The organism is Kitasatospora sp. NPDC088346 (assembly GCF_044740765.1).
Classification (GTDB): Bacteria; Actinomycetota; Actinomycetes; order Streptomycetales; family Streptomycetaceae; genus Kitasatospora.
Map to the genome: position 1 here is coordinate 1 of NZ_JBIURH010000075.1, position 22,883 is coordinate 22,883.

A 22,883-nucleotide genomic window follows, 5' to 3' on the forward strand; every position below is an offset into this window, starting at 1 on the left:
CCAGCCCGCCCGACCTCCGCGCCGAGACCACCCGCCTCGCCCTCGTCGCCGAAGCGTTCACCGACTCGCCTCTCGTCGCCGACATCCGACGCCGCATACGAACGGAGATGAGCGTCAGCGCCGTCAACTGACCGGGGCTGACACACGCCGCGCGGACCGAACCACGGTTCAAGCGTCGACGGACCAGGCCGGATCGCCGGTGTGCCGGCACCGGGCCGGGCGGCCGGGCTGGTGTTCTGGGTGGTGCGGACGGCGTCGTCGATGGCGGCCAGCGCGGCGGCGGCGGCGAGGAAGGACGCCGGTCCTGTGGGTGGGCTGCCGCCGGTGGCGGGGTCGGTCCATCGACCCATAGGTCACTCCTTTGGCGACTCAGGGATTTGTCATCGGATGGATGACATGCTAGAACAGTTTCAAAGTGAAGCGCACTGGCTCCCATCGATCAGTGGAGGTGTTTCGCGATGCTGATGCGCACTGACCCGTTCCGCGAGCTGGACCGTCTGACCCAGCAGTTCCTGGGCACGAACGGCACATGGTCCCGGCCGGCCCCGATGCCGCTGGACGCCTGCCGTGTGGGCGACGAGTACGTGATCTGTTTCGACCTGCCCGGGGTGGACCCGCAGGCGATCGACATCGACGTCGAGCGGAACATGCTGACCGTCAAGGCCGAACGCCGCCCGCGTCACCAGGGCGACGACGTGAAGTGGGAGCTGTCCGAGCGCCCGCTCGGCGTGTTCTCCCGCCAGGTCATGCTCTCCGACACCCTCGACCCCGCCGGGATCAGCGCCGACTACGACACCGGCGTGCTCACGCTGACGATCCCGGTCGCTGAGAAGGCCAAGCCTCGCAAGATCGCCATCAGCCACAGCGGCGACCGCAAGCAGATCCAGGCCTGACCCCCTCCCCAGACCCGCGCCGCGGGCCGGGCCGCCCTGCCTGCCGCCGAGCGTCCGGTCGCAGTACCTGGTGCGTTGTGGCGTGCCTGGGACGGGGCGCTCTCGTTGGCCTCACCGTGACCGTGGCTTTAATCACCAGTCGTGACGTCAGTTGTGCACGAGTTTGGGGTTCTGGCTCTCAGCGGTTGGTGACCATAGGTCACAGAGCTCGCCTCGCGGAGACGTGATCAATAGGGTGTTTCAGGCCGTGGTTGGTGGGCCGCGCGCACATGTGAACGCTCGGCAGGGCCTTGTCCGAGCTCTCTGAGAGGCGCTGCTGATGCACCCGAGTGTTGCCCGACTGGCTGGGATTCTGCCGCCGCACTCCGGAGCCGGCGATCCCGTCGACTGGGACGAGGCGGCCCGCAGGTGGGGCACTCCATTCCCGGCGGACTACCGCGACTTCGTCTCCACCTACGGTGGTGGGTCGATCAATTGCTCGCTCTCCATAGGGCTGCCGCTGGAGGTTGCCCAAGGCCCTCGCGGCCCCTTGAGCTTCGAGGAGTTGATCGAGTGCGGGTATGAGCTGCTCGACCTGGACCCCGGCGACGGCCCGGCCCTGCGGGGGCGGATCTCGTGGGCCATGGATTGCAGCGCCAACCAGGCGTTCTGGGACACCGCGGATCCGGATCCCGACAGGTGGACCACTCTCGTACTCACCCGAAGTGGTGACTGGGTCGAGTACGGCTGCGGCATGGTCGACTTCCTCGCCGGGTTCCTGACCGAGGAGATCAGTCCTCAACCCATGGGCATGTTCTCCCCGGACCGGCCGGTCTTCCTGAAATGGCGGGAGGAACGACGTCTCAAGGAGGCGGGCATCGATCCCTGGCCTCACCTCTGACTGTCCGCTGTACCGGGGTTGGCTCCGCGCCTACGGAAGCCGCGGGCGTGTCTGGTGGCGTACCGGCTTGATGGCCGTCGGCGGCGCACTCGCGGCGGCGGGCGCGGCGGTGGGCGGCGGGTCCTGGTTGTACGTGTGCGCCGTCCTGGCCTTGGGCGCGGCGGCACTCGGGACGTACCAGATCACCCTGAGGGCCCGCTGGAACATCCGTAAGGCGATGCCCGACTTCGCCGGGACCACCGAGGTCACCCTCACCTCCGAGTCCGTCCGCGTTCACCGCCCGACGGCTACGTACGAGGCCGTCTGGAGTGTCCAGCACAAGATCGAGAACACTCCCGACGTTCTCTTTCCTGCACCAGGACAAGCGGACGACGATGGTCCTCACGCGGCACCTGAGCGCCGAACAGCGGGCCGAACTGGACGACTTCATTCTCCGCCCTCGGCCCCCGACCGCTTCCCTAGCCGGCGCCCGCTGCTGCGCGGTCCGCTGGCGGAGAGCCCGCGGATATGTACCGGTTCGAAGAAGATGTGGTCGATGACCTCGCGTCCGCCCGGCGGACGGCCCGGCCCCGGCCCGGGAGCCGTCGGTCAGGCGTGCCTCGCCGGCCGGCTCCCGCCACCGCCGCGAAGGGCACGCCCCACCTTCGGGCTGCGCTGCGTTCCGGCCGCCGGTCGCCGCCGACCGGTTCGAACAGGGGGAGTGTGCGCGTGATACCGATCGTGGTGCCGGGTCCGGAGCCGGGCTGGCAGCCGGCCGCCAGCCCGCCCTACTACACGGGCGAGAACCCGCCGTCGCAGGTCAGTCTGTGGGAGGCCGCGGGCGGCTCGTTCCGGATGATCGCCGGCCTGAAGCCGCCCATCGACGCGTTCGCCGCCCGGCTGCGCCTGAAGGTCGAGCGCAGCTGGGAGGACCTCGGCGAGGTGGACGCGGCGGTCTTCACCGTCGAGCGCCTGCGGTTCACGCTGAGCCTGATGACCTATGGTCAGGCCGAGACCTGGGTGTGGCTGCACCGCGCCCATGAGGACGCCGACGCCGCGCTCGCGGTCCTGCTGCGCGCCCTCGGGCTGGGCCAGGACGCGGTGGCGTTCACCGGCGGCCCGGACACCGGCTTCCACTACCTCGACGCTTCCGGGCCTTCCTGAGACGTCGTCTGCCCGCCGGTGGCAGACGGCAGCCCCCGCGCACCGGGCCCCGGGCAGGAAATTCTTCGGCTCTGCTCCCCTTATCCGGGCCGCCCGCAGGGGGCCAGGGCGGAAGAATCTCCTGCCCTGCTCGCTCATGCCCCCTGGCGGCAGGACTTCCCGGACCCGGGCTGCTGGACCCCGCCGCCGCGAGCGCCGGGGCCCCGTCGGTGGGTCCCCGTCACGCCGGGGCCGGATCTCGCGTTGGCCGCCAGGGGCCGGCTGCCCGCAGGGCGGCCAGGCCCCGTGTCGCCCGCGACTTCCGATACAGGGAAGCGAGTTGGCCTGTTCACGGTCCGATACGCCTCGTCATGGGGCATGATCATAGCGTGAGTTCGTGGTGGGTGGGGCGCAGGGACGGTCTTCTGGCGGAGCTGGCGGGCCTGCTGGTGTTGTTCGGCTCGGACCCGGTGGAGGATCCCGGCGTGGAAGAGCTCGCCGACACCGCGATGGCGTTGGCGGGGGAGTATCGGACCAGTGACCGGGGCGAGGGGATCCGCGCGACGGGCGCGCTCCTCGACGAGGCCGCCGCCGAGCTCCACGCGGCGGACCGCTTCCGGGGCACCTTGCTGCCGGTGGTGGTCCGGCACCTGCGCCGCGCGGTGGCGCTCCTCGCCTCGGCCTGTGCCCGGCTGGGGTCGGCGGTCGGCGGACAGGCCCTGGCAGCTTGGTAGCCGCCCGGCCCGGCGCCGCAGGGGGCGTGCGGCCGGCGCCTGCCGCACGCACTCCGCAGGGGCCGCACCGCACGGTCCCTGCCCCCGCCCCGGGCACCCGCCACCCGCCGCTGCGCGGCCGTTCACGGTGCCTGGCGCCGGCCGGCGGCCGGGAAGTGCTCGGCCTGATGGTGGGCGACAGCGAGACCGAGATGTTCTGGACCGAGTTCCGCGCTCCCTGCGCGGACGCGGACTGGCCGGGGTCCGGCTGGTCATCGGCGACGGGAGGAACCGTTGGACTCCTCGACCTTGTTGGTCGAGGCGTTCACCCGCGGGCGCATCTGCGGGTCGGTCAGGTGGCGCAGCGGCTGGATGGTGCGGATCACGGGGCCGACCTCGTGGGACGCCGGGGCCGTCCGCGGGGGACGGCCGCCCGGCCGTCCGGCGCTCCGGCGCCCCGGCGGGTCGGTGCGACGGGGGCTGGGCGGCGCGGTGGGATGTGGCGCGGCCCGCCCGCGTCGTGGACCGGTCAGGGTGTCCCGGCGGCCGCCAGGTCCAGGACGGGGGCGGTGGTGCCGGCGGCCCCTGGCGAGGTGACGTCCTCCCAGCGGGACCACCGGCCGTGCGTGTAGTCGCCGTTGGCGTTGAAGATGTGGCCGTTGCTGACACCGAAGAGACGCAGCGTGTCGGCGTTCCCGCCCGTCGCGGCGGCGAGGCGGGAGACGGTGCCGTCGAGTCCGGTGACTGCGGAGACGTTCGCCCAGCCGCTCCAGTCCCCGGCGGTGTAGTCGGCGGTGATCTGGTGGACACTGCCGCCCGCGACCGCGAGAACGTGGAACTGGCCGCGGACGGAGGCCGCGGCGATCTCCGTGGTGCCGCCGGGGCCGCCGCGGTAGGCGGTCACGTCGCCGCAGCCCCAGGTGCGGCGGTCGTAGTTGCCGTCGGCGACCCGCAGGTGGCCGTCGGTGCCGAGAGCGGCGATGTGCAGGGAGTTGCCGAGCGTGGCGGCCGCGATCCGGGTGACCGGCGTGCTCAGACCGGCCTCGGCCGAGATGTCTCCCCAGGCACTCCAGGTGCCGCTCGCGTGGTCGCCGGTGGCCTCGTACACCCGGCCGCCCGCCAGCGCGACGACATGGGTCACGGTACCGATCGAGGCGGCCGAGACCTGCGTGACGCCGGCCAGTGGACCGGCGCCGGAGTTGCCGGTGATCTCGGGCCAGCCGAACCAGTGTCCCAGGTCGATCCGTTCGCCCCGCTCCATCCGGAACGGTCCGAGGTTGCGGTCCCCGACGTAGATCTTTCCGTCGACGACGGTGACGGTGTGCTGGAGGGCGTCGCTGGTGGTGGTCACCGCGACGGCGCTGGGCTGGGTCACGGTGCTCAGGCCGCCGCCGACGTCCGTGGAGAAGGGGGCCCATAGGCCGCTGGTGTAGTTGGCCGCGCTGATGAGCGTCGTGTCGGCGGTCCGGGCGACCAGCTCGACCCGGTCACCGGGCAGAAGCGGCTTCAGCTCCGGCCCGTAGTCGACCTGGACCTGCTGGGACTTGGCCGCGCTCCGGCCGCCTTCGTCCGTGGCGGTCACGGTCACGGTGTAGGTGCCCGGGGCGGCGTAGCGGTGCCAGTAGCTGAGGTACTTGCCCGATTCGACGGTCCCGTCGCCGAAGTCGACCGTGTAGTGGTCGAGCGACCACGGGGAGACCATGGTGGGCTGGAGGTAGAGGTAGAGCCTGGCGTCCTGGGTGTGGGTGAAATCCATGGTGATCCCGCCGGGTTGGGTCGCCCAGACACGTGCGGGCAGCGGGAACACCTGGCCGCCCAGGGTGTCGGTGAGGACCGCCGTGATGCGGTGCACGTCGGCGGTGGTGTAGGTGTGGGTGACCTCGGGGCTCGTCGAGACGACGGGCGGGGTGCCGTCACCGAAGTCGAAGGTGTAGCCGGCGACGGGCGTGTTCCAGCTGTTGGCCGCCTGCGCCGAGATCGTGACGGTGAAGGGAACCGGACCCACCGGCGAGTTGATACCCACGCCGTGCACGGTGATGACTCCGTAGCGCATACCGGTCAGCTCGTAGGCGCCGCGGTCGCGGGAAGTCCCGCCCGGGCCGGTGTTGGCGACGGCCGGGGCGTCGACCGGCCGCTGGCCGAGGAGGTCGGTGCCGACGCCCGGGGCGTCGGGGTCGGCGGAGTCGACGGCAGCGGTGGCGTCGTCGGTGAGCTTGTCGAAGGGCGCGTTCGGCCCGTCGTCGAAGGTGATGTCGAGGTCGACGTCGTGTCCGGCCTGTCCGGTGGCGGCGTTGAGGTCCGCGGCGGTCGGGTAGCCGGTGCCGGCCCAGCTGTAGGCGGCGACGGCGGGCCAGGGGTGGACGGTGTTGTAGTCCAGCTTCGTGCCCGGGACGGAGCCCGGGGACAGCGAGACCGGGATCTCCTTGCTCGGGCAGGTCCGGTTGTCGTACCGGGAGTTGGCCGGGTTGTCGGAGGTGATCAGGTTGTTCTCGATCACGCTGTCCGGTGACGTGCCGGCAAGCTTCAGCGCGGCGCCGCACGGGAAGCGGACCGTGTTGTTGGTGATCGCCGTGCCGGGGGCGTCGGTGACGGTGATCGCCGTCGGCCCGATCCGGTCGAAGTCGTTCGCCGTGATCAGGGTGGACCGGGCGCCCCCACCGACGGTCAGTCCGCCGCCGCTGCTGAACAGGTTGCGGCTGACGGTGAGGTGGTCGATGGCCCCCGACGCCCGGACGGAGACGCCCTGGTGGGTACCCACGAACTTCAGCCGGTTCTGGTCGAGCACGATCCGGGAGGAGTCGGTGACGGCGATGCTCTCGGCCGAGAAGCCGCGGATCACGACGTCGTGGACGTCGGAGACGAGGAAGGAGCGGTCGGTAGCGGTGTCGGGCCGCTCGACGGAGGGTTGGACGCCGTAGAAGTCCGTGACGGGGACGAATCCGAGGAACGTGATCGGTGCGGAGGCGGTGCCCGACCGCGTCACCCGCACCTGCTCCTTGTAGGGGACGCCGTTCCCGATCACCCTGACGGTCTGTCCGGGCTCGACCACGGCCGCGGCCGCGCCGATCGTGCAGTACGGCCGGGCGAAGGTCCCGCCGCCGTCGTCTGCGCAGCGCCCGGCGGTGTGGTCCACGTACAGCGTGGCGGCGGCTGCCACCCCCGTGGGGGCCGGGAGCCCGAGAAACGCGGTGACCACCGCGGAGGTCAGAGCGGTTGCGTGACGCAGCCTCATGGGGGTGTCGGTCTCCTGACGTCGGTTCCCGGGCCCGTTCTCCCGCCGTCGGCGGGTGCACCACGATGCGGGGGCACGGTGAAGATCGACGCAGTCTGCCACCCGACCGGGTGGTGAGTCGAACTCATTCCCGAAGGGGCTCGCGGCGCGGGTCCGCCGACGGACGCCGGGGCATTCGGTCAAAAGTGCGGGCCGGCGCCGCCGGGACGCTGCGGGCCAAGGACCGCCCGTACCGGGTCGAGCTCACCTTCTTCGCCTACGGCGCCCTCGGCCTCGACGACCTCGGCCACACCGCCCTGCTGGAGCGCCTCGCCGACCTCGGCGCCAACACCGCCGCGGCCCACCCGCAGCGCTGCACCACCCGGTTGGAGGTCCAGCAGCGGGTCGCCGATGTTGCCGCGCTGCGCTCGGCGCTGCCGTTCGGTATCGACGGCGTGGTGATCAAGGCGGACTCCGCCGTCGACCAGCAGCAGGCCGGTTCCGGGTCGCGGGCGCCGAGATGCTGGTCGAGTCCGCCCAGGGCCGATGGCGCGCGATCACCGGCGCCGCGCACCTCGTCCCGCTCGTCAGGGCCGGGGCCGCTTCGAATTCGGTCGGCTGGTCGAATGCGACGAGCCGCAAGTCGCATGATGACCAAACGTCTGTTCGGGCGAGCCGATATCCTCCCAAAATGGATCACCCTGCCCAGCAGTACTACAACCCCGACCTCACCGCAGCCGAGGAACGTGCCCTACTGCGGCGCAACTACCTCGTGCTCATGACCGGGCAGGCCATGCTGGGCCTCATCGGGGCAGGCATGCTCGGCATCGCTGTCGAAGGCCGGCGGGACGCCGTAGTTCTCCACTTCGCCATCACTACTCGCACCGCCGAGATCGAAGAAGACATCGATGACATTGCCTTCGAGCTCCGGGCGTTCCTCGTTGGCGGGCCCGAACAACACTCACCGATCACCAGCCGCGTCCACGTCGGTCGACCCGACGCCACCTGGCCGGGGCGGTCTCACGCCCTCCTCTACCTCGCCAAGCCCCAAGGCGAGTAGACCAATCCACAGGTCTCGGCAATTTCTCCGAGCACCGCACGGCCGAGTTCTTCGAGGGCCTGGTAGGTGGGGTGCCCGGGGCCGTTGCGGGTGTGGTCGGCGATCCGGTCGCCGTCGGTCGCAGCCTTCTTCGTGAATCGCCCTGGTGGTGTCGGACCGTCACGCGAAGCGGGAACTGCGGACCGGGCCGGCGGAGCGGATGCGGTCGCGCGGGCCCGTGGCGGGCCAGTTTGCTGCGCAGGTGGCGAAGGCGATGAGGGTGTCCTCCGTGTCGGGAGGGGTCTGGCCGTCGCCTTCCGGGGCGGTCGGGGTGGCGGCCAGGATCGCCTCGGCGAGCTCCTCGGCCGAGCGCTGGTCGGGCTCGGCCTCCTGCGGTCCGCCGTCCTCGTCGAACTGCAGCCCGGGTTCCCAAGGGGCGCTCACGATCTGCCCCAGCAGGGTAGAGACATCGGCCGTCACGGCGGGCGGGTCCGTCCAGCAGGTGGCGTGCTCGAAGAGCAGCTCATCGTCCGCCCGCTCGTGCAGCTGCGCCAGCACGGTGGGATCGCACGCGTTCAGGTCGTACGCGACCACCAGCACACCCGGGGTGCCCGGCTGGTAGGGCGCCGTCGGCACACCGAGCAGCTGCGCGGCCGCCAGCCCGAGTGCCCGGCTGCCCCGGTCGGCCAGGAGTCCGACCGAGGCGGGCCGGCGGTCGGTGGCGGCCAGGACGGCGAGCAGCCGTTCCAGACCGTGACGGCAGTGCCCGAAGTCGTCCTGCAGGTAGGCCCAGCGGCCGCTCATGCCCTGGTCGAACCCGTGCGGTGAGAGGGTGGTGAGCAGGCCGCCGGTGAGCACGTAGTGCCAACCGCGCAGGTCCTGGTCGTCGACCGGTGGCAGCGCCGCGGCCCGCTCCAGCATCCGCCCGACCCGCTGCCCCGGGCCCACCCAGATCCCCTCGGGGGCGGGTAGCGCCTCGTACACCTCCCGAGCCAGCAGGATCTGACCGCACATGAGCGCGTTGTAGACCGTCAGGTACCGGTCCGGCCAGTCACCGAGCCGGGCGTCGTGCTCACGCAGCACGGCCAGCGCCTCGGTGTGCCGCTCGCAGCCTTCGAGGGCGGAGACCAGTTCCAGCAGAACCCTGCGCAGGCCGAGCTGCCGGGCGGCCTGCGGCTTGGGCTTGCGGCGGAACAGACCGGTGCGCACCGCAACGGCCGGCCGTGCCTGGACCAACCGCAGGGCCTCCCGCAGCGCGGGGACGGCCACCGCGTCGATGCCGCGCTCGATGCAGGCATAGCCGTAGGCGTAGAGCCGCTCGGCCTCCCCGGGCCTGGCCGTCAGCGCTGTCGAAGCCTCCGCCAAGTCCTCGAAACCGGCGCCCTTGGCCAGTTTGGCCACCAGCGGTGCCATTTCGGCGGGCGGGAGCCGGTCTGCTGCGGAGCGCAGCACCCGCATCGATCCCTGCGAGTCACCGGACTCGAAGAGCTCCCAGGCTTTGGACAGTTCGGCGGCCACGTGTCTCCAGGATTGGGGTGTCAGGACCTCAGGATGATCACCGACCGACCGCCGTCCGGGCAACCCGGTTTCCACCAGCGCCCCGACCACGGGGGAGGAACAGGCCGGGCCCGGATCCGTGCGCCGGCCCCGAACTGCTTGAGGTGTACGGCGCCGCCTTCCCGTGTGCCGCGCGCGGCCCAACGGCGAGTGCGGTCATGTCTCCGGGCTGCTGGAGGCGGCACTGGACCGGGCCTTGGCCGACCCCGGCCGGCTGCGCGCGCGGCTGGCCGAGGCCGAGTCGGCCGCGCGGCCCGCACCAGGCAGTGGGGCCGCGCGGCTCTTGACGGGGCCCGCATCGAGTTGTGCTGGACCACCACCGGGCCCGGGGAGGAAGCCGAACGGTTGGAGGCCGGGCCCTGTTTCGCGCTGGACGCCCGGATGCTGTGGAACGGGCGCCCGCCGCGCGGATCCCGGCTGCGCCGTATCCGAGGCTGTCGGGGGTGGGCGCTATGGTGCTCGGCCGTGGACGTTGCTGATCTTGACTGCCGGGTTCGGACGCGGTCCGGGTGCATTCCGCCGGAGCTGGTCGCGCGGCTGCTCGAACGGGGCCATGCCGGCGTGTTGGAGGTGCAGGCCCGGCGCGGGGAGTGGTTCTGTGCGCTGGCGTGGGCTCGGTTGCTGGGCGGGCAGGGCCGGCAGGACGAGGCGTTGGAGGTGCTCGGGCCGTACCTGGCGACTGGCTGGTGGACGGCCGTCGCCGCCACGGCCGAGCTGCTGGAGGGCTGGGGCCGTGCCGAGGAGGCGATCGGCATGGTCCGGGCCCGGATGGAGGCCGGGCACCCGATGGCGTTGGAGACCTACACGCGGCTGCTCGCCCGGCACGGCCGCGCCGAGGAGGCGTTCACCCTGCTCCTGCCGCACGCCGCAGGCGACCTGGCGCTCGCCACCACCCTGGCCGACGTCGCTGCCGCCGCCGGCCGCCACGACGAAGCCGCCGCGCTGCTCTCCGCCCGGACCGGGCACCGGTGTTCCGACTTCCCCTGGTGCTGCAAAGGCCTCGACCACCACACGGCGATCGCTCTGATCGCCACCATCCGCGAACGCCAGGGCCAGACCGACGAAGCAGTCGCCCTGCTGCGCACCGCCGACGCCACGCTGCTTGACAACCGTGAGCAGTTGGCCGCGCTGCTGGCCCGGCACGGCCGGATCGAGGAGCTGCGCGCCTACGCGGCCATCGAGGGGAACGAGGACGCGGTGCGGCGGTTGGCGGAGGTGCTGGAGGAGGGCGGCGACCCGGAGGGCGCCATCGCCGTCTTCGGGCTGGATGCCGGCGCGGCCCGGAGCCCGAACTCGGCGTACGGGCTCGCGCAGCTGCTGGTCCGTCACGGCCGTGGTGGCGAGGCGGTCGACGTGATGCGCGCCGTGGCCGATGCCCGCCCAGGCGAGGACTGGATCCTGCACACCCTGGCCGATCTGTGCCTCGGCCAGGGCCGCCCGGCGGACGGCCTGGCCCACCTGGACGCCCTCGCCGCCCGGCGTGGGGGCGAGGAGGGGTGGGACCTGTTCTGGATGCGGCTGCCGCTGATCGTCGCCTGCGGCGGGGTGGACGAGGCGGTCGACCGGGCCCGGGCCCATCCCGAAGGCGGGACCTCGTACGCGGCAGAGCACATCGCCCGTGTCCTCGCCGATGCCGGGCGTACCGAGGAAGCCGTCGCCGTCCTGCAACCGCACGCCCGCACGAACAGGCATGCCCTGGCCGGCCGTCTCGTCGACCTCGGTCGCGTCGAGGAGGCCCTGGCCGTCCTTCAGAAGGTGGACGTCCGGCCGCCCGCGGTGCCGACGATGCGCCTGTGGCCGGACGAGCCGCCGTTCTGACGGCGCTCGCGGGAGGCTCCCGGGCGGGCAATGCAGGAAGCCCAGGAGCCGGGCCCGTCCTGCCACCCCGTTGAGGTGCCTGCGCATTCCGTGTCTGTCCGGTACCGGTCCCACCTCGCCGAGGAGTTCGGAGCGGGTGCCGTGGCAGGAGATTCTTCGGTGCCGTTCCCCGTCGGGCGGTCTCCGGGCCGGGGCGGGTGCAGAAGAATTTCCTGCCGCCGCCCCGCATCAGGTCCTGCGGCCCGCTCACGCCGACGCTGGCGGACGCACCGGCCGCGCGCGCCCACCTGTGGGGCCGTCACACCCGGCGAGGGGCCCGGCGACAGCAGGCCGGTGGCGTTCGTGCGCTCCTGCCCCGCCGCACGCCGGTGCCTGCGGTTGCGCCACCTTGGACGGTTCTCCGTCGAGGACCGTCGCGGACCCGGCCGCCGTCCGGCGGGGGAGCGCCAGGTGGGTACCCGCGTCGGTGCGCGGGCCGGGTGCCTCGGGGTCAGGGGGTTGCGGTGGGGGCCGGTGTGGTGGTGCTGGTGCAGCCCGCGTCGAAGCCGGCGCGGTCGAGGGTGGCCTGCTCCTGCGCTGGTAGTTCGTTCCACTGTGCTGCGCACGTCTCGGGCGACGGCTGGCTGCCCTGGAGCACGATGTGCATGACGGCGGCGGCGCCGGCGGTGACGGACTGGGCCCAGTTTGCCTTCACCGGCTGGGACGCCATGGACGGGGACGGTGATACCGGTACGGGCGCCGACGGGGCGGGGCCGGTGGCCCGGGGGCTGGCCGGCGCGCCGACGGAGGAGCAGCCCGTGACCAGCGCGGCCGCGCCGGCGAGGGTGACGGCTGCCGCGACCTGCGTGATCTTCTGCATGACGGCAGACGGTATCCGGGTACGGACCTGCCGGTGCGGGCGGGGCCGGAGCCGTCCGGCCCGGCCCGGCTGCGCCTCGCGGCCCGGGCCGGCGGGGACCCCGGGGCAGCGGCAGCGGGTTGACCTGATCACGGCCCTGTACGACCCGTCATGGGGCGCGATCACAGCGTGAGTTCGTGGTGGGTGGGGCGCAGGGACGGTCTGCTGGCGGAACCGGCGGGCCTGCTGGTGGTGTTCGGCGCGGACCCGGAGGAGGACCCCGGCGTCGGTGAGCTCGCTGATACCGCGCAGACGCTGGCGGGGGAGTGCCGGGAGAGCACCCGGGGCGAGGGGATCCGCGAGGCGGGTGCTCTGCTCGCCGGGGCCGCCTCCGAGCTCCACGCGGCCGACCGGTTCCGCGGCACCCTGCTGCCCGTGGTGGTCCGTCATCTGCGCCTCGCCCGGACCGCCCTCGGGCAGGCCCGGGCGCACCTGCACGCCCAGCCGCCCGCGGCACACCCCGCCGGGCAGCGGCCCCACACCGCAGCACCCCGGTAGGCACCCCGTCCGGCAGTGTCCCGTGGCGGGACCTGCCGGAGCGGTTCGGGAACTGGAAGACCCTGTACGAGCGCCACCGTCGGTGGTCGGCGGACGGCACCTGGGAAGGATCCTCCGGGCCGTTCAGGTGGAGGCAGACTCTCAAAGGCGCATCGACTGGAGCATGGTGAGCGTGGACTCCACCTCGTGCCGGGCCCACCAGCACGCTGCCGGTGCACCGCGCAGAACACCCCGGATCCCGAAGCGGAGATTAATGTCTCGGCAGCACCGCCCCGACGAAGGACTCGGCCGTTCGCGGGGCGGCCTGACCTCCAAGATCCACCTTGCTGGAGAGGGTGGCCACCGTCCAATGGTCATGCTGATCACGCCTGGTCAGTGGGGCGACAAAGTAGGTGCTTGCCCTGTTCGGTGAGGGCGAAGGTGCGGCGCAGCCGTCCGCCGACCACCTCCTCGCCGTCGATCCGGACCAGGCCCTGCTGGAGCAGCCGGTCGAGGGCGGTGGAGGGTGCCGGTGCGCAGCCTGGTGCGGCCGTCGGAGATGGCCAGCACCTCCTGGATGATCGCGTAGCCGTGCCGGGGGGCGTCGGCCAGTGCGGTGAGTACGAGCCGGGCCGGCTCCCGCACTTGACGGTCTGTCATGGGTCGAGCATGGGCCCACCATCGCCATATATCGCTGATCTATCTATCAAGTCTCGAGGGTGAGCTGCGTCTCACGCCGGGAGGCCCGGCCCGTAATCCGTCCCCTCCTGCCGGCCGGGGCCCCGTGGTGTGGATCGAGATCACGATGAGTGCCCGGACGGCCCTCGGCCAGGGCTGGGGGCAGCCGCGCGGGCGCCGGATCGCCGCCGCATCGTCGGGCCGCGGCGGCCTGGGCACAGGCCGCCGCGTCGAGGTGCCGCTCCCGGACGGGCGCGGCCGGGTGAGCGCGCTTGCGGATGCTGGCGAGGTTCCGGAGCGGGCCCGGGCGCTCGGCCTCCTCCAGCCGGGCGGAGGCCGCCAGCCGCTCTCGGCTGTGCCTGGCGGCGTCAGGCGGGCGCGCGGACGGCTGCCTGGTGGCCGGGTGCCGGGCCGTGCTGCGGTGGGTCCGGGACGGTCGGTGCGTGCGGGTGGCCGGCCGGGCCGAGAGGTGCTCCGTGGGGGCCTCGCGCCGGTTGCGGCGGGATGGTCGCAGGGTTCGCGGGCGCGGGGAGGGCCTGCGGGGGCCAGGGCCCGTGGGCCAGGTCGTGGCGGAGGGCGTCGAGTCTGGCCAGGCAGGTGTCGACGGTGGCGATGGCCGTGTTGCTGTGCTCGCGGATGCGGTGCTCGATGGCGGAGAGTCGGTCGTGGATGTGCTGCCAGCGGTCTTCGGCGGTGGCGGGGGGTTCAGGTGCGTCGTCGGTCGCTGTCATGGCGGAGGTGTTCGGTGCGGCGGGTGAGGGTGTCGAGTCGGGCTGCGAGGTCCGGGTGGGTGGGGGCGAGGTGGGGTCGCATGTCGGCGAGGGGGGCTATCAGGTCGGCCGGGTCGGCGGCGCCGAGGGCGGTGGTGAGCGCGGTCAGCGCGGGGCGGGCCCGGGGGGCCAGGCCGGGTGCGGCGGTGATCTGGGCGGCGAGGACGCGCAGGTCCGCGGCGTTGTCGCGGGCCCAGGCGGTGACGGCGCGCTGCGCGGCCCGCCGGTCGCGCACCGCCTTGACACGCTCGGCGCCGGTCTCCGCGGCCTCGGTGGGGCGTAGGCGCAGGTAGCGGTTCTCGGCGGCCTGGCGGCTGGCGACGCCCATGGGCTGGGCGAGGTCGGCCCAGGTGGCGCCGCCGGCGCGGGCGGTCTCCACCAGGCCCGCCTCCCAGCCGGCGAGTTCGGTGCGCAGTTCTCGCAGCAGCACCAGAGCGGCGAGGGCCGGCTCCGGTCCCTCGTCCGGTGCACCGCTTTCGGGCGGGGTGGTGCGCCGCCCGGTGTTCTGGGCGGCGCGGACGGCGTCGTCGATGGCGGCGAGTGCGCCGGCGGCGGCGAGGAAGGACGCAGGCCCCGTCGGTGGGCAGCCGCCGGTGGCGGGCGCGTCGGTCCGCTTTCCCATTGTGTCACTCCTTCAGCGACTCCAGTGCTTGTCATCGGATGGATGACATGCTAGAACAGTTTCAGGTGAAGCGCACTGGCTCCCACAGCCCGACCACCTGGAGGTGTTTTCCATGCTGATGCGCACCGACCCGTTCCGTGAGCTGGACCGTCTGGCCCAGCAGTTCCTGAGCACGACCGGCACCTGGTCGCGTCCGACCCCGATGCCGCTGGACGCCTACCGCGCCGGCGACGAGTACGTGATCTGCTTCGATCTGCCCGGTGTGGACCCGGAGGCGATCGACATCGACGTCGAGCGGAACATGCTGACCGTCAAAGCCGAGCGCCGGCCGCGCCGCGAGGGCGAGGACGTGAAGTGGGAGATGTCCGAGCGCCCGCTCGGCGTCTTCTCCCGCCAGGTCATGCTCTCCGACACCCTCGACCCGGCGGGGATCAGCGCCGACTACGACGCCGGCGTGCTGACCCTGAAGATCCCGGTCGCCGAGAAGGCCAAGCCCCGCAAGATCGCCATCAGCCACGGCGGCAGCCGCAGGCAGATCCAGGCCTGACCGGATCCCCGGAGTGCCGTCCCGCGCCACCATTCCCCGCAGGGTGGTGCGGGACGGCCACCCCCGGCCGGACGACCCGCCCGGCCCCGCGGTTCCCGGCAGACCACACCGCGCGGGCCGGGCCGACAGCGAGAGACACGACGCGCGACCAAAGCCACGCTCCCGCCGCGGTCAGGGCGAACGGCGAGATCGACCCCGCCACCGCACCCTCGCTGCGCCGCGCTTCGACCGGCGTGCTTGAGGCGCACCGAGAGGTGGTGCTCGACCTGTCGCGGGTGACGTGCGTGCAACTGCGCGGGCCCGGGCACTCTCGTCCACGCCCGTGACCGGGTCGACCGGTGCGACGGGCACCCCGGTCCTTCGCGGGGCCCGCCGCTGCGTGGTTGGGCTGCTCCGGCTCACCGGCGCGAACCGGTACCTGAAGTTGAGTCCTGAACCGGGTGCCGGCGGCGTTCGCGCCGACGCCCTGGGACGGAGGGAGACACGCTGTGACTCTTCGATGGAAGGCGTTCCTGGAGGAGGTCCGGGAACGCGGTGAGTACGCCACCCCTCAGGAGGCCGAGCGGGCGACGCGCGTCGTCGTGGCCCTGCTCGGTGCCCACCTGGTCGGCAACGTGCGCGCCGAACTGGCCGCCCGGCTGCCGGAGACCGTTGCCCTGGTCCTGCTCAACCCGTAGCAGGCCGCCGAGCCGCTCAGTCCGGACAGGTTCGTGCGCGCGACCGCGGCGTGGATCGAGGGCGCCACCGAGCAAACTGCCCTGTGGGACATCGGCGCGGTCCTCAGTGCGGCGGCCGACGCCGCCGGCGACGAGCTCACCGAGCGCGTCCTGCTCCAGCTGCCCCCCGGCTACGAGCTCCTGTTCGGCCGCCCCCGGCCCGGCCACCACCCCTGAACCCGTCCGCGCCGCCGCAACCGCCCGGCCGGCCCGCCCCGGAAGGCCACCCGGTACCGCCTCCTTTCTCCAGCAGGTACGCACCCTCGGCCGCTGCACCAGCGACGAGGAAGCCGAACGCGTCCTCCATGCCGTCCTGACGACCCTCGGAAGCCAGCTCACCGGCGAGGAACGCCGCGACCTCGCCGCAACCCTGCCGGAGCGGGCCCGCGCCACCTTCGCCTCCCAGATCCCGCTGCCCGAACCTGCCCCCGCCTTCGTCGAAGCCGTCGCCGGAACCCTGAACACCAGCCTCACCAGCGCCCGCTGGGACGCCTCCTCCGTCCTGGCCGCCCTCACCGACCTCGCCGGCGACCACCTCACCGACCGCCTCCTCACCCGCCTGCCCCGCGGCTACGCACTCCTGTTCGGCCGCGCCGACCTCACGATCGCGGCTTGACCAGCGCGACACCACCGGCGCCGGCCGCCCGGCCACCCAGCGCGGCAGCACGGCCGGCGCCGGACCGCTCCATCCGGCCGGCGTCGGCCTCCGCGTGCCGACCGACGACGAGGAACCGCTACCGCCCCCACCGGCACCCAGTCCGAGCCCGGCCACCACGGCGGTGCTCCGCGACATCCACCTCGGCCAGGTGTGGTCCACCCAGCCGTACCGGGCGCTCGCGGACACCGGCACCGTGCTGAGCCCGCCCGCCCGCCCGTCGGGCACCGGGCCCTCGCCCCTCGCCCCTACAACTATGGTGAGCGCGCTGCGCACCAGGCCGACGCCAGGCACAAGATCGACCTGGACACCTGGTCGGGAAGATCCGGGAGCACGTTCCGCCAGGGGCACCTCTGCCTACAGGCGCCGGGTGGGAGCGCGGTGTCGAGGGCGTCGCGCCGGGCGTACAGGTCCGCAATGGTGGCGAGTTCGGCGAGGCGGCCCAGCAGCTGGCGCAGGGTGCGGTCGCCACCGTCGCGGACGACCTCGCAGATCGCTTCGACCAGGGCTGCCGGACCGTCCCGGACCGTCTCCGGTGCTCCGGGTGCCGGTTCTTCCGATTTCCGCCTGCTGCACCGGTGCCGCCTTGTCGCCGGCGCCGCGCGCGGCGGCGGCTCGAGGGGATGGACACCGGTGCCTGCTCCTCACACCGTCGTGCTGGCCGGGGTCGGGGTCCGTGGTGCGGATCGAGTTCACGAGCAACTCCTGGAACGGGCCGGGCCAGGGGTGGGGGCAGCTGCGCGAGCGCCGGGTCGTCGCCGAATCGGCCGGACCGCGCTTCGGTGTCCGGGCGGGATCGGGGCCGGACGGGGTGGGAGGCGGCCGCCACCGCGTACTGAGAGCGGGTGGAGCCCCGGCGCGGCGCCAGTGTTCCTGCACTCCGGCCGGGACGGCCTGTCCTAGCGTCAGAGACGGAGAGACCGGCATTGGCGCTCGGTCCGTCACCGAGCCCGGCCCGGCCTGCCCACCCCCCGGCGGCCGGGCCGTACCTTTCGGTCCGCCAAGGTTCCGGCAGGCCACTTGCCCGGTACACCGTGACCCTCTGCGGTCGTCGACGGCTTCGAGTCGCGCGGCCCCGTGCGGGGCGCGTACACCGGAGGCATGGACCGCTCCGGCAACACCGCGGGGACCGGTTCCGGTGAGGGGCCGGAGCTGTGCGACGAGTGCGGCGTGCTGGCGTCGGCGCGAGAGCAGGTGGTGCTGCGGGTGCCGGACTCCTCCGCGGTGGACACCGATCCCCGCTTCGACGGCGAGCGGCTCCTGCGCGCGTGCGGCAGACCCCACCTGGTACGGCTCGCCGTCGCCTACCAGCGTCGCCCGTTCGTGGTCGAGGAGCTGTGGGCGGGGCAGATCACCCGGGCGGTGCGCCTGCTCGGGCCGCTGGCCGACGAGGAGGAGATGTACGACCGGGTGGTCGCGGTGACCGGTCTGGACGAGGAGCAGCTGATGCGGGCGGCTGCCTGGCAGGACAGCCGTGGCCGCCCCTCCGGGCCCGCTCCCGCCTGACGTGCGGTGCCGTGGGCCTGTCGCCGGGGGCGGTCACCGATCGTGTTCGAGGTGGGGCTCTCGGGTTGCCGGGCCGTCGTTCGGGGGCACAATCGGCATCACCCGGTAGAGACCGTCAGGTGAAGGGCGACCTCAAACGGTTCAAGCACTTCATCGAGAGGCGCGGTACCGCCGGCGGCGGCTACCGCGACACCCTCTGACAAGCCACCCCCGGTCCCAGCCCGCGATCTGCGGGCAAGGACCGTCGGCTTCGCGCTTGCACTGGCAGGTCGCCGGCACCGGTAGGGCGTGCCCCGGTGGCGGTTGGGCCTACGGTCGCGGGCCGTGATCCGCTGTCAGTGCGACGCCTGTGGCGTGGCCGGGACGGCGACCTCCCGATGGGACAGTTGGGGTCAGCGGGTGGCTCGGCCGCCGCTCTTGCGGAAGCGCGCGCCGCCGAGGGCCAGGGCGATCAGGAGGACGACGATGCCGATGAAGAGGAGGTAGAGCAGGCCGTGCGTCGCAACGCCGATGATGCCCAGGACGACGGCGATCAGGATGAGGAAGAGTATCCAGGCCATGGCGAGGTCTCCTGTTTCTCTCGCAAGGCGGTCACCTTGGCGGTCCCGTCCGGGCCCGGCCGCAGGAGCACTGTCGACGGGACCGCATCTGGCGTCTGATCCCTGGTCCGGCGGCCAAACCAGGACCCGCGGCCGAATCTGGTGCTCCGGGTGGTGCAGTCCTCCTGTGCTGGCCGGATGAGCAGTGCGGCCGGTGGCCGCAGGTGGTGCGTGCCGGCTATCGGGGTTCCGGCCGGCGGTTGTGGTGGGGGTCGATGGCGTCGCGTAGGGCGTGGAGGTCGGTGAGGGTGGCCTGTTCGGCGAAGCGGGTCAGCAGTCGGCGCAGGCCGCGTTCGTCCCGGTCGCGGACGGCTTCGGTGATGGCGGCCAGCAGTGACGCCCGCGTGTGCGGGTCGGGTGCGCGCACCCGTGCCGTGGTCTGTGGCCGTTCCACCGGTCGCCTCCCGTCCGTGGTGCCGTTCGTTGTCGCCAGCCGCGGCCCGCGTGGTCCGCCCCGTCGCGGGGCGAAGACTACCTTCCTCTTGAACACTGAAAAATCTGTCCTGGCCGGAGTAGACATTAGCCGGGGCCGTGGTTAGTGTTTCTCTCGTAGACGCAGTCGAGCGGTACCCGCCAGACACGAACTGGCGGGCAGCAATACAGAAGTTCGCAGGTCGGCACGGTTGTGGGGTCCTGAAGCCAGGGTTGGTGCAGTAAGGCGACGGGACCGGCGGCCGGGCCGGGCGGCCCGCAGGTATCAGGGGCCCGCCACCAGGCGGTACCGCGGTTCAGCAGGTGCAGTACCAGCAGTTCGTAGGACACGCCGGGCAGGCGGGCGTGAAGAAGTGACGCGGACAACGGCACGGCAGCGGAGTTCCGAAGCCAGAGCAGACGCAGGACGGCGACGGGACTGGCGGTCGGGCCGGGTGGCCAGCAGTGATCAGTGGCCACCGATCAGCGGTACCGCGGCAAGTGCAGGCGCAAGTGCAGTACCAGTAGGTGAAGTCGAGTTGAGCTGTATCAGCAGTCGCGGTACGCGGTATCCCAGTGAAGGCGCCGGGCTGCGGCGCGCGTGCTGGGAAGTCCGGGCAGTGGGGTTCCAAGCCGAGCAGGTGAGCAGGACGGGCGACGGGGCTGTCTGCCGGACCGGACGGCCCGTGAGGGCCGCAGTAGTACCAGGTGGTTGAAGTTCAGCAGTACCCGGAAGTACCCGTGTGAGCAGTACCGAGCAGTTCGCAGGATCCGAGCAGGACAGAGGAAGAAACGGAGGGACAGAGCGCCATCAGGATCGCCCGGCCCGTGAGGCAGTCACCCGGGCGGACACCGCAGACCCCTTTTGAGTACGAGGACGGTGGTTTCCGGTCACGCATACGCGATCCCCGCACGCCCCCACCCCCGGGGTGGCGCGGAACAAGAAGCCCGGCCAAGTCCGGTAGATGGTGTTGTTCCCCTTCGGGGCCCCGGAGCCACTACGGCGCCGGGGCCCCTCGACGCGTTCCCCAGAACCCAGAGAGGTGCAGTGACTACGACGAGCGCCAGGCCCCACACCCCCGACTCCTTCGACGACGACGACTATCCCGCCTACACGATGGGCCGCGCCGCCGAGATGACCGGCACCACCTCCGGCTTCCTACGAGCCCTCGGCGAGCAAGGCGTCATCACACCCCTGCGCTCGGAGGGCGGACACCGCCGCTTCTCCCGCTACCAGCTGCGCATCGCGATGCGCGCCCGCGATCTCGTCGACCAAGGCACCCCGATCGACACCGCCTGCCGCATCGTCATCCTCGAGGACCAACTCGAGGAAGCCCTGCGGATCAACGAACAACTCCGCCGGCCCGCCAAGGACGCCGAGCCCACGGCTGACAGCTGACCCGCCTGCTCCACTCGTCGGTTCCCGGTGAGCGACAGGCGCTCACCGCAGACCGCCCGCCGAAAGCAGGGGCGGTGCTCCCGGGGCGGGTGGATTCTGCGAGGCCCGGGTCCCGGGCGCGCCCGGGCGCTGCGCCTGGTGGCCCATTCCCGGGTGTCCCACCGGGCCGGCGCGGGCTTGAGGGTAACTGCCGGCCGGTCCGCTCTGTCCGGGCATCGGCGCCGCCCCAGGAACGTTGCGTAAGCGCTGCGACTGGGCTTTCGTCTGCATACCACCTAGCATCCTGGTCCTGAGGGGCTTGCGGCGAGCGCTGGCGGCGATGCCCGCAATCCGCGGGCCGCCCCCAGTTCCGGCGGTGCGGGCAATGGCCGGTGGATCAGAGCTGACGAGGGGAAACGGATCATGGCCAAGGCAACTGGCGGCGACGTGCCGGCGCCTGAAGACCCCGGGTGCGCGACGTGCCACGGAACCGGGCGCTCTCCGGGCGGTACGCCGTGCGGGCCGTGTGGAGTGCCCTTGCCTCCGAGGCTCACCAGGTGGCTCACCGCCAACGGCGGTGCCGGGCGGCAAGCGCACCCGGTGCGTCTCTGACAGCGCAGACGCTGCGCCTGTTCGACTGAAAGCCCTGTCATGGGTGGCGGTCATCGTCCTGGCGGTGTGGCTGGTGGGTTTCCTGGCCCGCGGCACGCACTCCGTCGGCCGGTGCCACCGCTGGTGCCGCCGGTGGAACCGGGCACCGGCTCGGAGGTGGGGTGCAGGAGCTCACCCATCCTCCGGTGGCCGTGGAGGGCGGCCGTCAGCCGCTCCCGCAGCACCCGTTCGGACGCCGCCGCGGCCCGCAGCCGCTCGTGCTGGCGGGAACTGAGGCCGACGGCCTGCCGCTGACGCCGCTGCAGCTCCTGGGCATCGGCGCGCGCGAGCAGGACGTGTCGGTGCTCGCGCACCCGGCCCCCAAGCCGCATCCGCCCTCTCGAACGCTCCGCAGCTGCCAGAGTCGCCGGCCGCGCCCGGCGCTCCACGCCGTCCCAGCCGGCCGCCGAAGCCTCGCCGCGGGCTTCCAGTTCCTCCACCGTTCCGGGGGCAAGAGGCCTTCGGAGTCGACGAAGGGGGGCCGATGTGGCGCAGGAGCTCACACCGCGGGGCGACGGCAGGCAGGCGGCCCTGCGCCTGCAGCCGCTGGACAGTGACCTCGCGGCGGCCACGCGGGCGTTCCTGGAGCGACTGCGGGAGGTGTTCCGCCGAAGGCGGGGAGACCCTGCGGGGGACCAGCGCCGCTCTCGGCGACCTCGCCGAACAGCTGGGCATCGAGGCGATGAAGGCTCAGCGAGCCGACCTTGTCCAACATCCTGGCCGGGAAGAAACCGGCCCGCCCCGAGATCATCAAAGGCCTGCACATCCTGGGCGCCGCCCCCCAGCCGTACGCGGAGGCCGACTACCGGGCCACCATCGCGCTGCTGTACGAGCACCTCGAACTGAGCAACCCCGAACAACGACGGACCTACCTCCTGCAGGACCGCGTCCACCAACTCCAAGGCGAACTCGACGACGCGCGAGGCACAGTGGAACACCTCCAGGAGACCTTGGCCGCCGAACGCGAGCACCACCACCTCACCCTGACCCGGCTCGAGAGCCTACGCGCCGACCTCGTACGCACCAGCGCGGACCGCGAACGCCTGGAAGCACTGGCCATCGAACGCGACCAGGCGGCCGAACGCGTCACCGAGCTGGAGGAGAGCCTGGCCAGCGCCCGCCGGGCCGCAGCGCAGTACCAGCAGGACGTCGCCGAGGCCGGCCTCGCCGCCCAGCGGGCTGCCCTGCCTCACCCCCCAACCCCAACCCTCGCCCTCGCCCCCGCCCCCGCGACAACGGTCACCTTCAACCCGAACCGCATCGTCAACCAGAACTTCGAGCTCTACGCGAGCGGCAAGACCGAAGAAAGCCTGACACTCATCACCCACGAGGGCATCCACCGCACCCCCCCACCAAGTCCAGGACCTCTACAACACGCTGCGCCAGCACAACCGTGAGCCGGTCGCCTTCCACCTGCTGGTGGCGTACGCCACGGTCCGGACCGTGCCCGAGATCATGGTCCTGCTCGTGTACCTCCAGAACTCGCACAGGTCCAGCGTCGAGTTCACAACAGGCAACCTGATGACCGCCGGGCAGACGTTTCTGAAGGAGGAGCAGCTCAACACCAACGCCACTCGACTGTTGGAAGCGGTCGTCCATACACAGGGCCTGCCGAAGGTTGCGCTGCTGGCGCGAAGCCTCGCCGAGCTAGTACTGCAATCACAGTTATGGGTGGGCTTGTTGTGGTTGGGTTGGCTCGTGTCTGTGGATCTCGGGGTGGGTCAGGTCAAGGCCTGGCGTGA

Annotated in this window: 22 protein-coding genes and 4 pseudogenes; 17 read left to right on the top strand and 9 right to left on the bottom strand. The window is 72.4% G+C overall.

Annotation, left to right across the window (positions count from 1 at the left end):
• Positions 1–458 precede the first annotated feature (458 nt).
• Positions 459–893, top strand: a complete 435-nt coding sequence (locus tag ACIOFR_RS39180) for an Hsp20/alpha crystallin family protein (protein WP_401005154.1) — start codon at positions 459–461, stop codon at positions 891–893.
• A 319-nt stretch (positions 894–1,212) separates the two neighbouring features.
• On the top strand, positions 1,213–1,773 hold the full coding sequence (locus ACIOFR_RS39185; protein WP_401005155.1) for an SMI1/KNR4 family protein: 561 nt from the start codon (positions 1,213–1,215) through the stop codon (positions 1,771–1,773).
• Positions 1,774–1,803: 30 nt separating this feature from the next.
• Here ACIOFR_RS39185 and ACIOFR_RS39190 read toward each other — a convergent pair whose 3' ends face one another.
• Positions 1,804–2,022 carry a hypothetical protein gene (locus tag ACIOFR_RS39190; protein ID WP_401005157.1) on the bottom strand — a complete coding sequence of 73 codons (219 nt, stop codon included), beginning with the start codon at positions 2,020–2,022 and terminating at the stop codon, positions 1,804–1,806.
• A 459-nt stretch (positions 2,023–2,481) separates the two neighbouring features.
• On the opposite strand from ACIOFR_RS39190, the gene ACIOFR_RS39195 reads away from it, so the two are divergent.
• Together ACIOFR_RS39195 and ACIOFR_RS39200 are read left to right on the top strand one after the other, a co-directional pair.
• Positions 2,482–2,916 (top strand): hypothetical protein, encoded by a 435-nt coding sequence (locus ACIOFR_RS39195; protein ID WP_401005159.1) that lies wholly within the window; start codon positions 2,482–2,484, stop codon positions 2,914–2,916.
• A 368-nt stretch (positions 2,917–3,284) separates the two neighbouring features.
• Entirely contained in the window at positions 3,285–3,629 is a 345-nt protein-coding gene (locus tag ACIOFR_RS39200) for a hypothetical protein (RefSeq protein WP_401005161.1), read from the top strand.
• 251 nt (positions 3,630–3,880) lie between these two features.
• Here the strand turns inward: ACIOFR_RS39200 and ACIOFR_RS39205 are convergent, their stop codons facing one another.
• Both ACIOFR_RS39205 and ACIOFR_RS39210 read right to left on the bottom strand, forming a co-directional pair.
• The gene (locus tag ACIOFR_RS39205) at positions 3,881–4,225 is read right to left on the bottom strand and encodes a Tn3 family transposase (RefSeq protein ID WP_401005163.1); all 345 of its coding nucleotides are present in this window, start codon (positions 4,223–4,225) and stop codon (positions 3,881–3,883) included.
• Positions 4,138–6,840: a PKD domain-containing protein gene (locus tag ACIOFR_RS39210; RefSeq protein ID WP_401005164.1), complete on the bottom strand. Its 2,703-nt coding sequence runs from the start codon at positions 6,838–6,840 to the stop codon at positions 4,138–4,140. The genes ACIOFR_RS39205 and ACIOFR_RS39210 overlap by 88 nt, the downstream gene beginning before the upstream one ends.
• Positions 6,841–7,028: 188 nt before the next feature.
• Here ACIOFR_RS39210 and ACIOFR_RS39215 point away from each other — a divergent pair.
• Both ACIOFR_RS39215 and ACIOFR_RS39220 read left to right on the top strand, forming a co-directional pair.
• Positions 7,029–7,340, top strand: a pseudogene (locus ACIOFR_RS39215) (NAD-dependent DNA ligase LigA); the annotation flags it as partial.
• A 170-nt stretch (positions 7,341–7,510) separates the two neighbouring features.
• Positions 7,511–7,879, top strand: a complete 369-nt coding sequence (locus ACIOFR_RS39220) for a hypothetical protein (protein WP_401005187.1) — start codon at positions 7,511–7,513, stop codon at positions 7,877–7,879.
• A 159-nt stretch (positions 7,880–8,038) separates the two neighbouring features.
• Here the strand turns inward: ACIOFR_RS39220 and ACIOFR_RS39225 are convergent, their stop codons facing one another.
• Positions 8,039–9,376, bottom strand: coding sequence for a hypothetical protein (locus tag ACIOFR_RS39225; protein WP_401005166.1), 1,338 nt, complete (start codon positions 9,374–9,376; stop codon positions 8,039–8,041).
• 600 nt (positions 9,377–9,976) lie between these two features.
• On the opposite strand from ACIOFR_RS39225, the gene ACIOFR_RS39230 reads away from it, so the two are divergent.
• The gene (locus ACIOFR_RS39230; protein ID WP_401005167.1) at positions 9,977–11,233 is read left to right on the top strand and encodes a tetratricopeptide repeat protein; all 1,257 of its coding nucleotides are present in this window, start codon (positions 9,977–9,979) and stop codon (positions 11,231–11,233) included.
• Positions 11,234–11,723: 490 nt separating this feature from the next.
• Here the strand turns inward: ACIOFR_RS39230 and ACIOFR_RS39235 are convergent, their stop codons facing one another.
• Entirely contained in the window at positions 11,724–12,092 is a 369-nt protein-coding gene (locus ACIOFR_RS39235) for a hypothetical protein (RefSeq protein ID WP_401005168.1), read from the bottom strand.
• A 168-nt stretch (positions 12,093–12,260) separates the two neighbouring features.
• Between ACIOFR_RS39235 and ACIOFR_RS39240 the strand changes: the two genes are divergently transcribed.
• Both ACIOFR_RS39240 and ACIOFR_RS39245 read left to right on the top strand, forming a co-directional pair.
• A complete protein-coding gene (locus ACIOFR_RS39240; RefSeq protein WP_401005189.1) occupies positions 12,261–12,629 on the top strand; it encodes a hypothetical protein in 369 nt (122 codons plus the stop codon).
• 17 nt (positions 12,630–12,646) lie between these two features.
• A pseudogene (locus ACIOFR_RS39245) lies at positions 12,647–13,014 on the top strand (IS5 family transposase); the annotation flags it as partial.
• Between the two features lie 640 nt (positions 13,015–13,654).
• On the opposite strand, the gene ACIOFR_RS39250 reads toward ACIOFR_RS39245, so the two are convergent.
• Positions 13,655–14,017, bottom strand: a complete 363-nt coding sequence (locus ACIOFR_RS39250; RefSeq protein ID WP_401005170.1) for a hypothetical protein — start codon at positions 14,015–14,017, stop codon at positions 13,655–13,657.
• A complete protein-coding gene (locus ACIOFR_RS39255; protein ID WP_401005171.1) occupies positions 13,992–14,678 on the bottom strand; it encodes a hypothetical protein in 687 nt (228 codons plus the stop codon). The genes ACIOFR_RS39250 and ACIOFR_RS39255 overlap by 26 nt, the downstream gene beginning before the upstream one ends.
• Positions 14,679–14,790: 112 nt before the next feature.
• On the opposite strand from ACIOFR_RS39255, the gene ACIOFR_RS39260 reads away from it, so the two are divergent.
• The 4 genes and pseudogenes from ACIOFR_RS39260 to ACIOFR_RS39275 all read left to right on the top strand — a co-directional run bounded on the left by ACIOFR_RS39260 (position 14,791) and on the right by ACIOFR_RS39275 (position 18,102).
• Positions 14,791–15,225, top strand: coding sequence for an Hsp20/alpha crystallin family protein (locus ACIOFR_RS39260; RefSeq protein ID WP_401005173.1), 435 nt, complete (start codon positions 14,791–14,793; stop codon positions 15,223–15,225).
• Between the two features lie 488 nt (positions 15,226–15,713).
• A pseudogene (locus ACIOFR_RS39265) lies at positions 15,714–16,118 on the top strand (DUF2267 domain-containing protein).
• The gene (locus tag ACIOFR_RS39270; RefSeq protein WP_401005174.1) at positions 16,009–16,557 is read left to right on the top strand and encodes a DUF2267 domain-containing protein; all 549 of its coding nucleotides are present in this window, start codon (positions 16,009–16,011) and stop codon (positions 16,555–16,557) included. The pseudogene ACIOFR_RS39265 and the gene ACIOFR_RS39270 overlap by 110 nt, the downstream one beginning before the upstream one ends.
• 1,140 nt (positions 16,558–17,697) lie before the next feature.
• Complete coding sequence (locus ACIOFR_RS39275) at positions 17,698–18,102, top strand: hypothetical protein (protein WP_401005176.1); 405 nt, start codon at positions 17,698–17,700, stop codon at positions 18,100–18,102.
• 392 nt (positions 18,103–18,494) lie between these two features.
• On the opposite strand, the gene ACIOFR_RS39280 is transcribed toward ACIOFR_RS39275, so the two are convergent.
• Positions 18,495–18,662 (bottom strand): hypothetical protein, encoded by a 168-nt coding sequence (locus ACIOFR_RS39280; RefSeq protein WP_401005178.1) that lies wholly within the window; start codon positions 18,660–18,662, stop codon positions 18,495–18,497.
• 217 nt (positions 18,663–18,879) lie between these two features.
• On the bottom strand, positions 18,880–19,095 hold the full coding sequence (locus tag ACIOFR_RS39285) for a hypothetical protein (protein WP_401005180.1): 216 nt from the start codon (positions 19,093–19,095) through the stop codon (positions 18,880–18,882).
• Between the two features lie 1,134 nt (positions 19,096–20,229).
• Here ACIOFR_RS39285 and ACIOFR_RS39290 point away from each other — a divergent pair.
• The 4 genes and pseudogenes from ACIOFR_RS39290 to ACIOFR_RS39305 all read left to right on the top strand — a co-directional run.
• Positions 20,230–20,511, top strand: coding sequence for a MerR family transcriptional regulator (locus ACIOFR_RS39290; RefSeq protein ID WP_401005186.1), 282 nt, complete (start codon positions 20,230–20,232; stop codon positions 20,509–20,511).
• 616 nt (positions 20,512–21,127) lie between these two features.
• Positions 21,128–21,232, top strand: a pseudogene (locus ACIOFR_RS39295) (hydrophobic protein); the annotation flags it as partial.
• Positions 21,233–21,845: 613 nt separating this feature from the next.
• Complete coding sequence (locus ACIOFR_RS39300) at positions 21,846–22,538, top strand: hypothetical protein (RefSeq protein ID WP_401005182.1); 693 nt, start codon at positions 21,846–21,848, stop codon at positions 22,536–22,538.
• A 46-nt stretch (positions 22,539–22,584) separates the two neighbouring features.
• Positions 22,585–22,883: hypothetical protein (locus ACIOFR_RS39305; protein ID WP_401005184.1), on the top strand; the 299-nt coding region annotated here is incomplete at its 3' end.

What these genes read in the sequence shown, in the direction of transcription:
- ACIOFR_RS39180 (WP_401005154.1), top strand. Translation starts at nt 459, where the DNA reads ATGCTGATGCGCACTGACCCGTTCCGCGAGCTGGACCGTCTGACCCAG.
- ACIOFR_RS39185 (WP_401005155.1), top strand. Translation starts at nt 1,213, where the DNA reads ATGCACCCGAGTGTTGCCCGACTGGCTGGGATTCTGCCGCCGCACTCC.
- ACIOFR_RS39210 (WP_401005164.1), bottom strand. Translation starts at nt 6,840, where the DNA reads ATGAGGCTGCGTCACGCAACCGCTCTGACCTCCGCGGTGGTCACCGCG.
- ACIOFR_RS39220 (WP_401005187.1), top strand. Translation starts at nt 7,511, where the DNA reads ATGGATCACCCTGCCCAGCAGTACTACAACCCCGACCTCACCGCAGCC.
- ACIOFR_RS39235 (WP_401005168.1), bottom strand. Translation starts at nt 12,092, where the DNA reads ATGCAGAAGATCACGCAGGTCGCGGCAGCCGTCACCCTCGCCGGCGCG.
- ACIOFR_RS39250 (WP_401005170.1), bottom strand. Translation starts at nt 14,017, where the DNA reads ATGACAGCGACCGACGACGCACCTGAACCCCCCGCCACCGCCGAAGAC.
- ACIOFR_RS39255 (WP_401005171.1), bottom strand. Translation starts at nt 14,678, where the DNA reads ATGGGAAAGCGGACCGACGCGCCCGCCACCGGCGGCTGCCCACCGACG.
- ACIOFR_RS39260 (WP_401005173.1), top strand. Translation starts at nt 14,791, where the DNA reads ATGCTGATGCGCACCGACCCGTTCCGTGAGCTGGACCGTCTGGCCCAG.
- ACIOFR_RS39275 (WP_401005176.1), top strand. Translation starts at nt 17,698, where the DNA reads ATGGACCGCTCCGGCAACACCGCGGGGACCGGTTCCGGTGAGGGGCCG.
- ACIOFR_RS39280 (WP_401005178.1), bottom strand. Translation starts at nt 18,662, where the DNA reads ATGGCCTGGATACTCTTCCTCATCCTGATCGCCGTCGTCCTGGGCATC.
- ACIOFR_RS39290 (WP_401005186.1), top strand. Translation starts at nt 20,230, where the DNA reads ATGGGCCGCGCCGCCGAGATGACCGGCACCACCTCCGGCTTCCTACGA.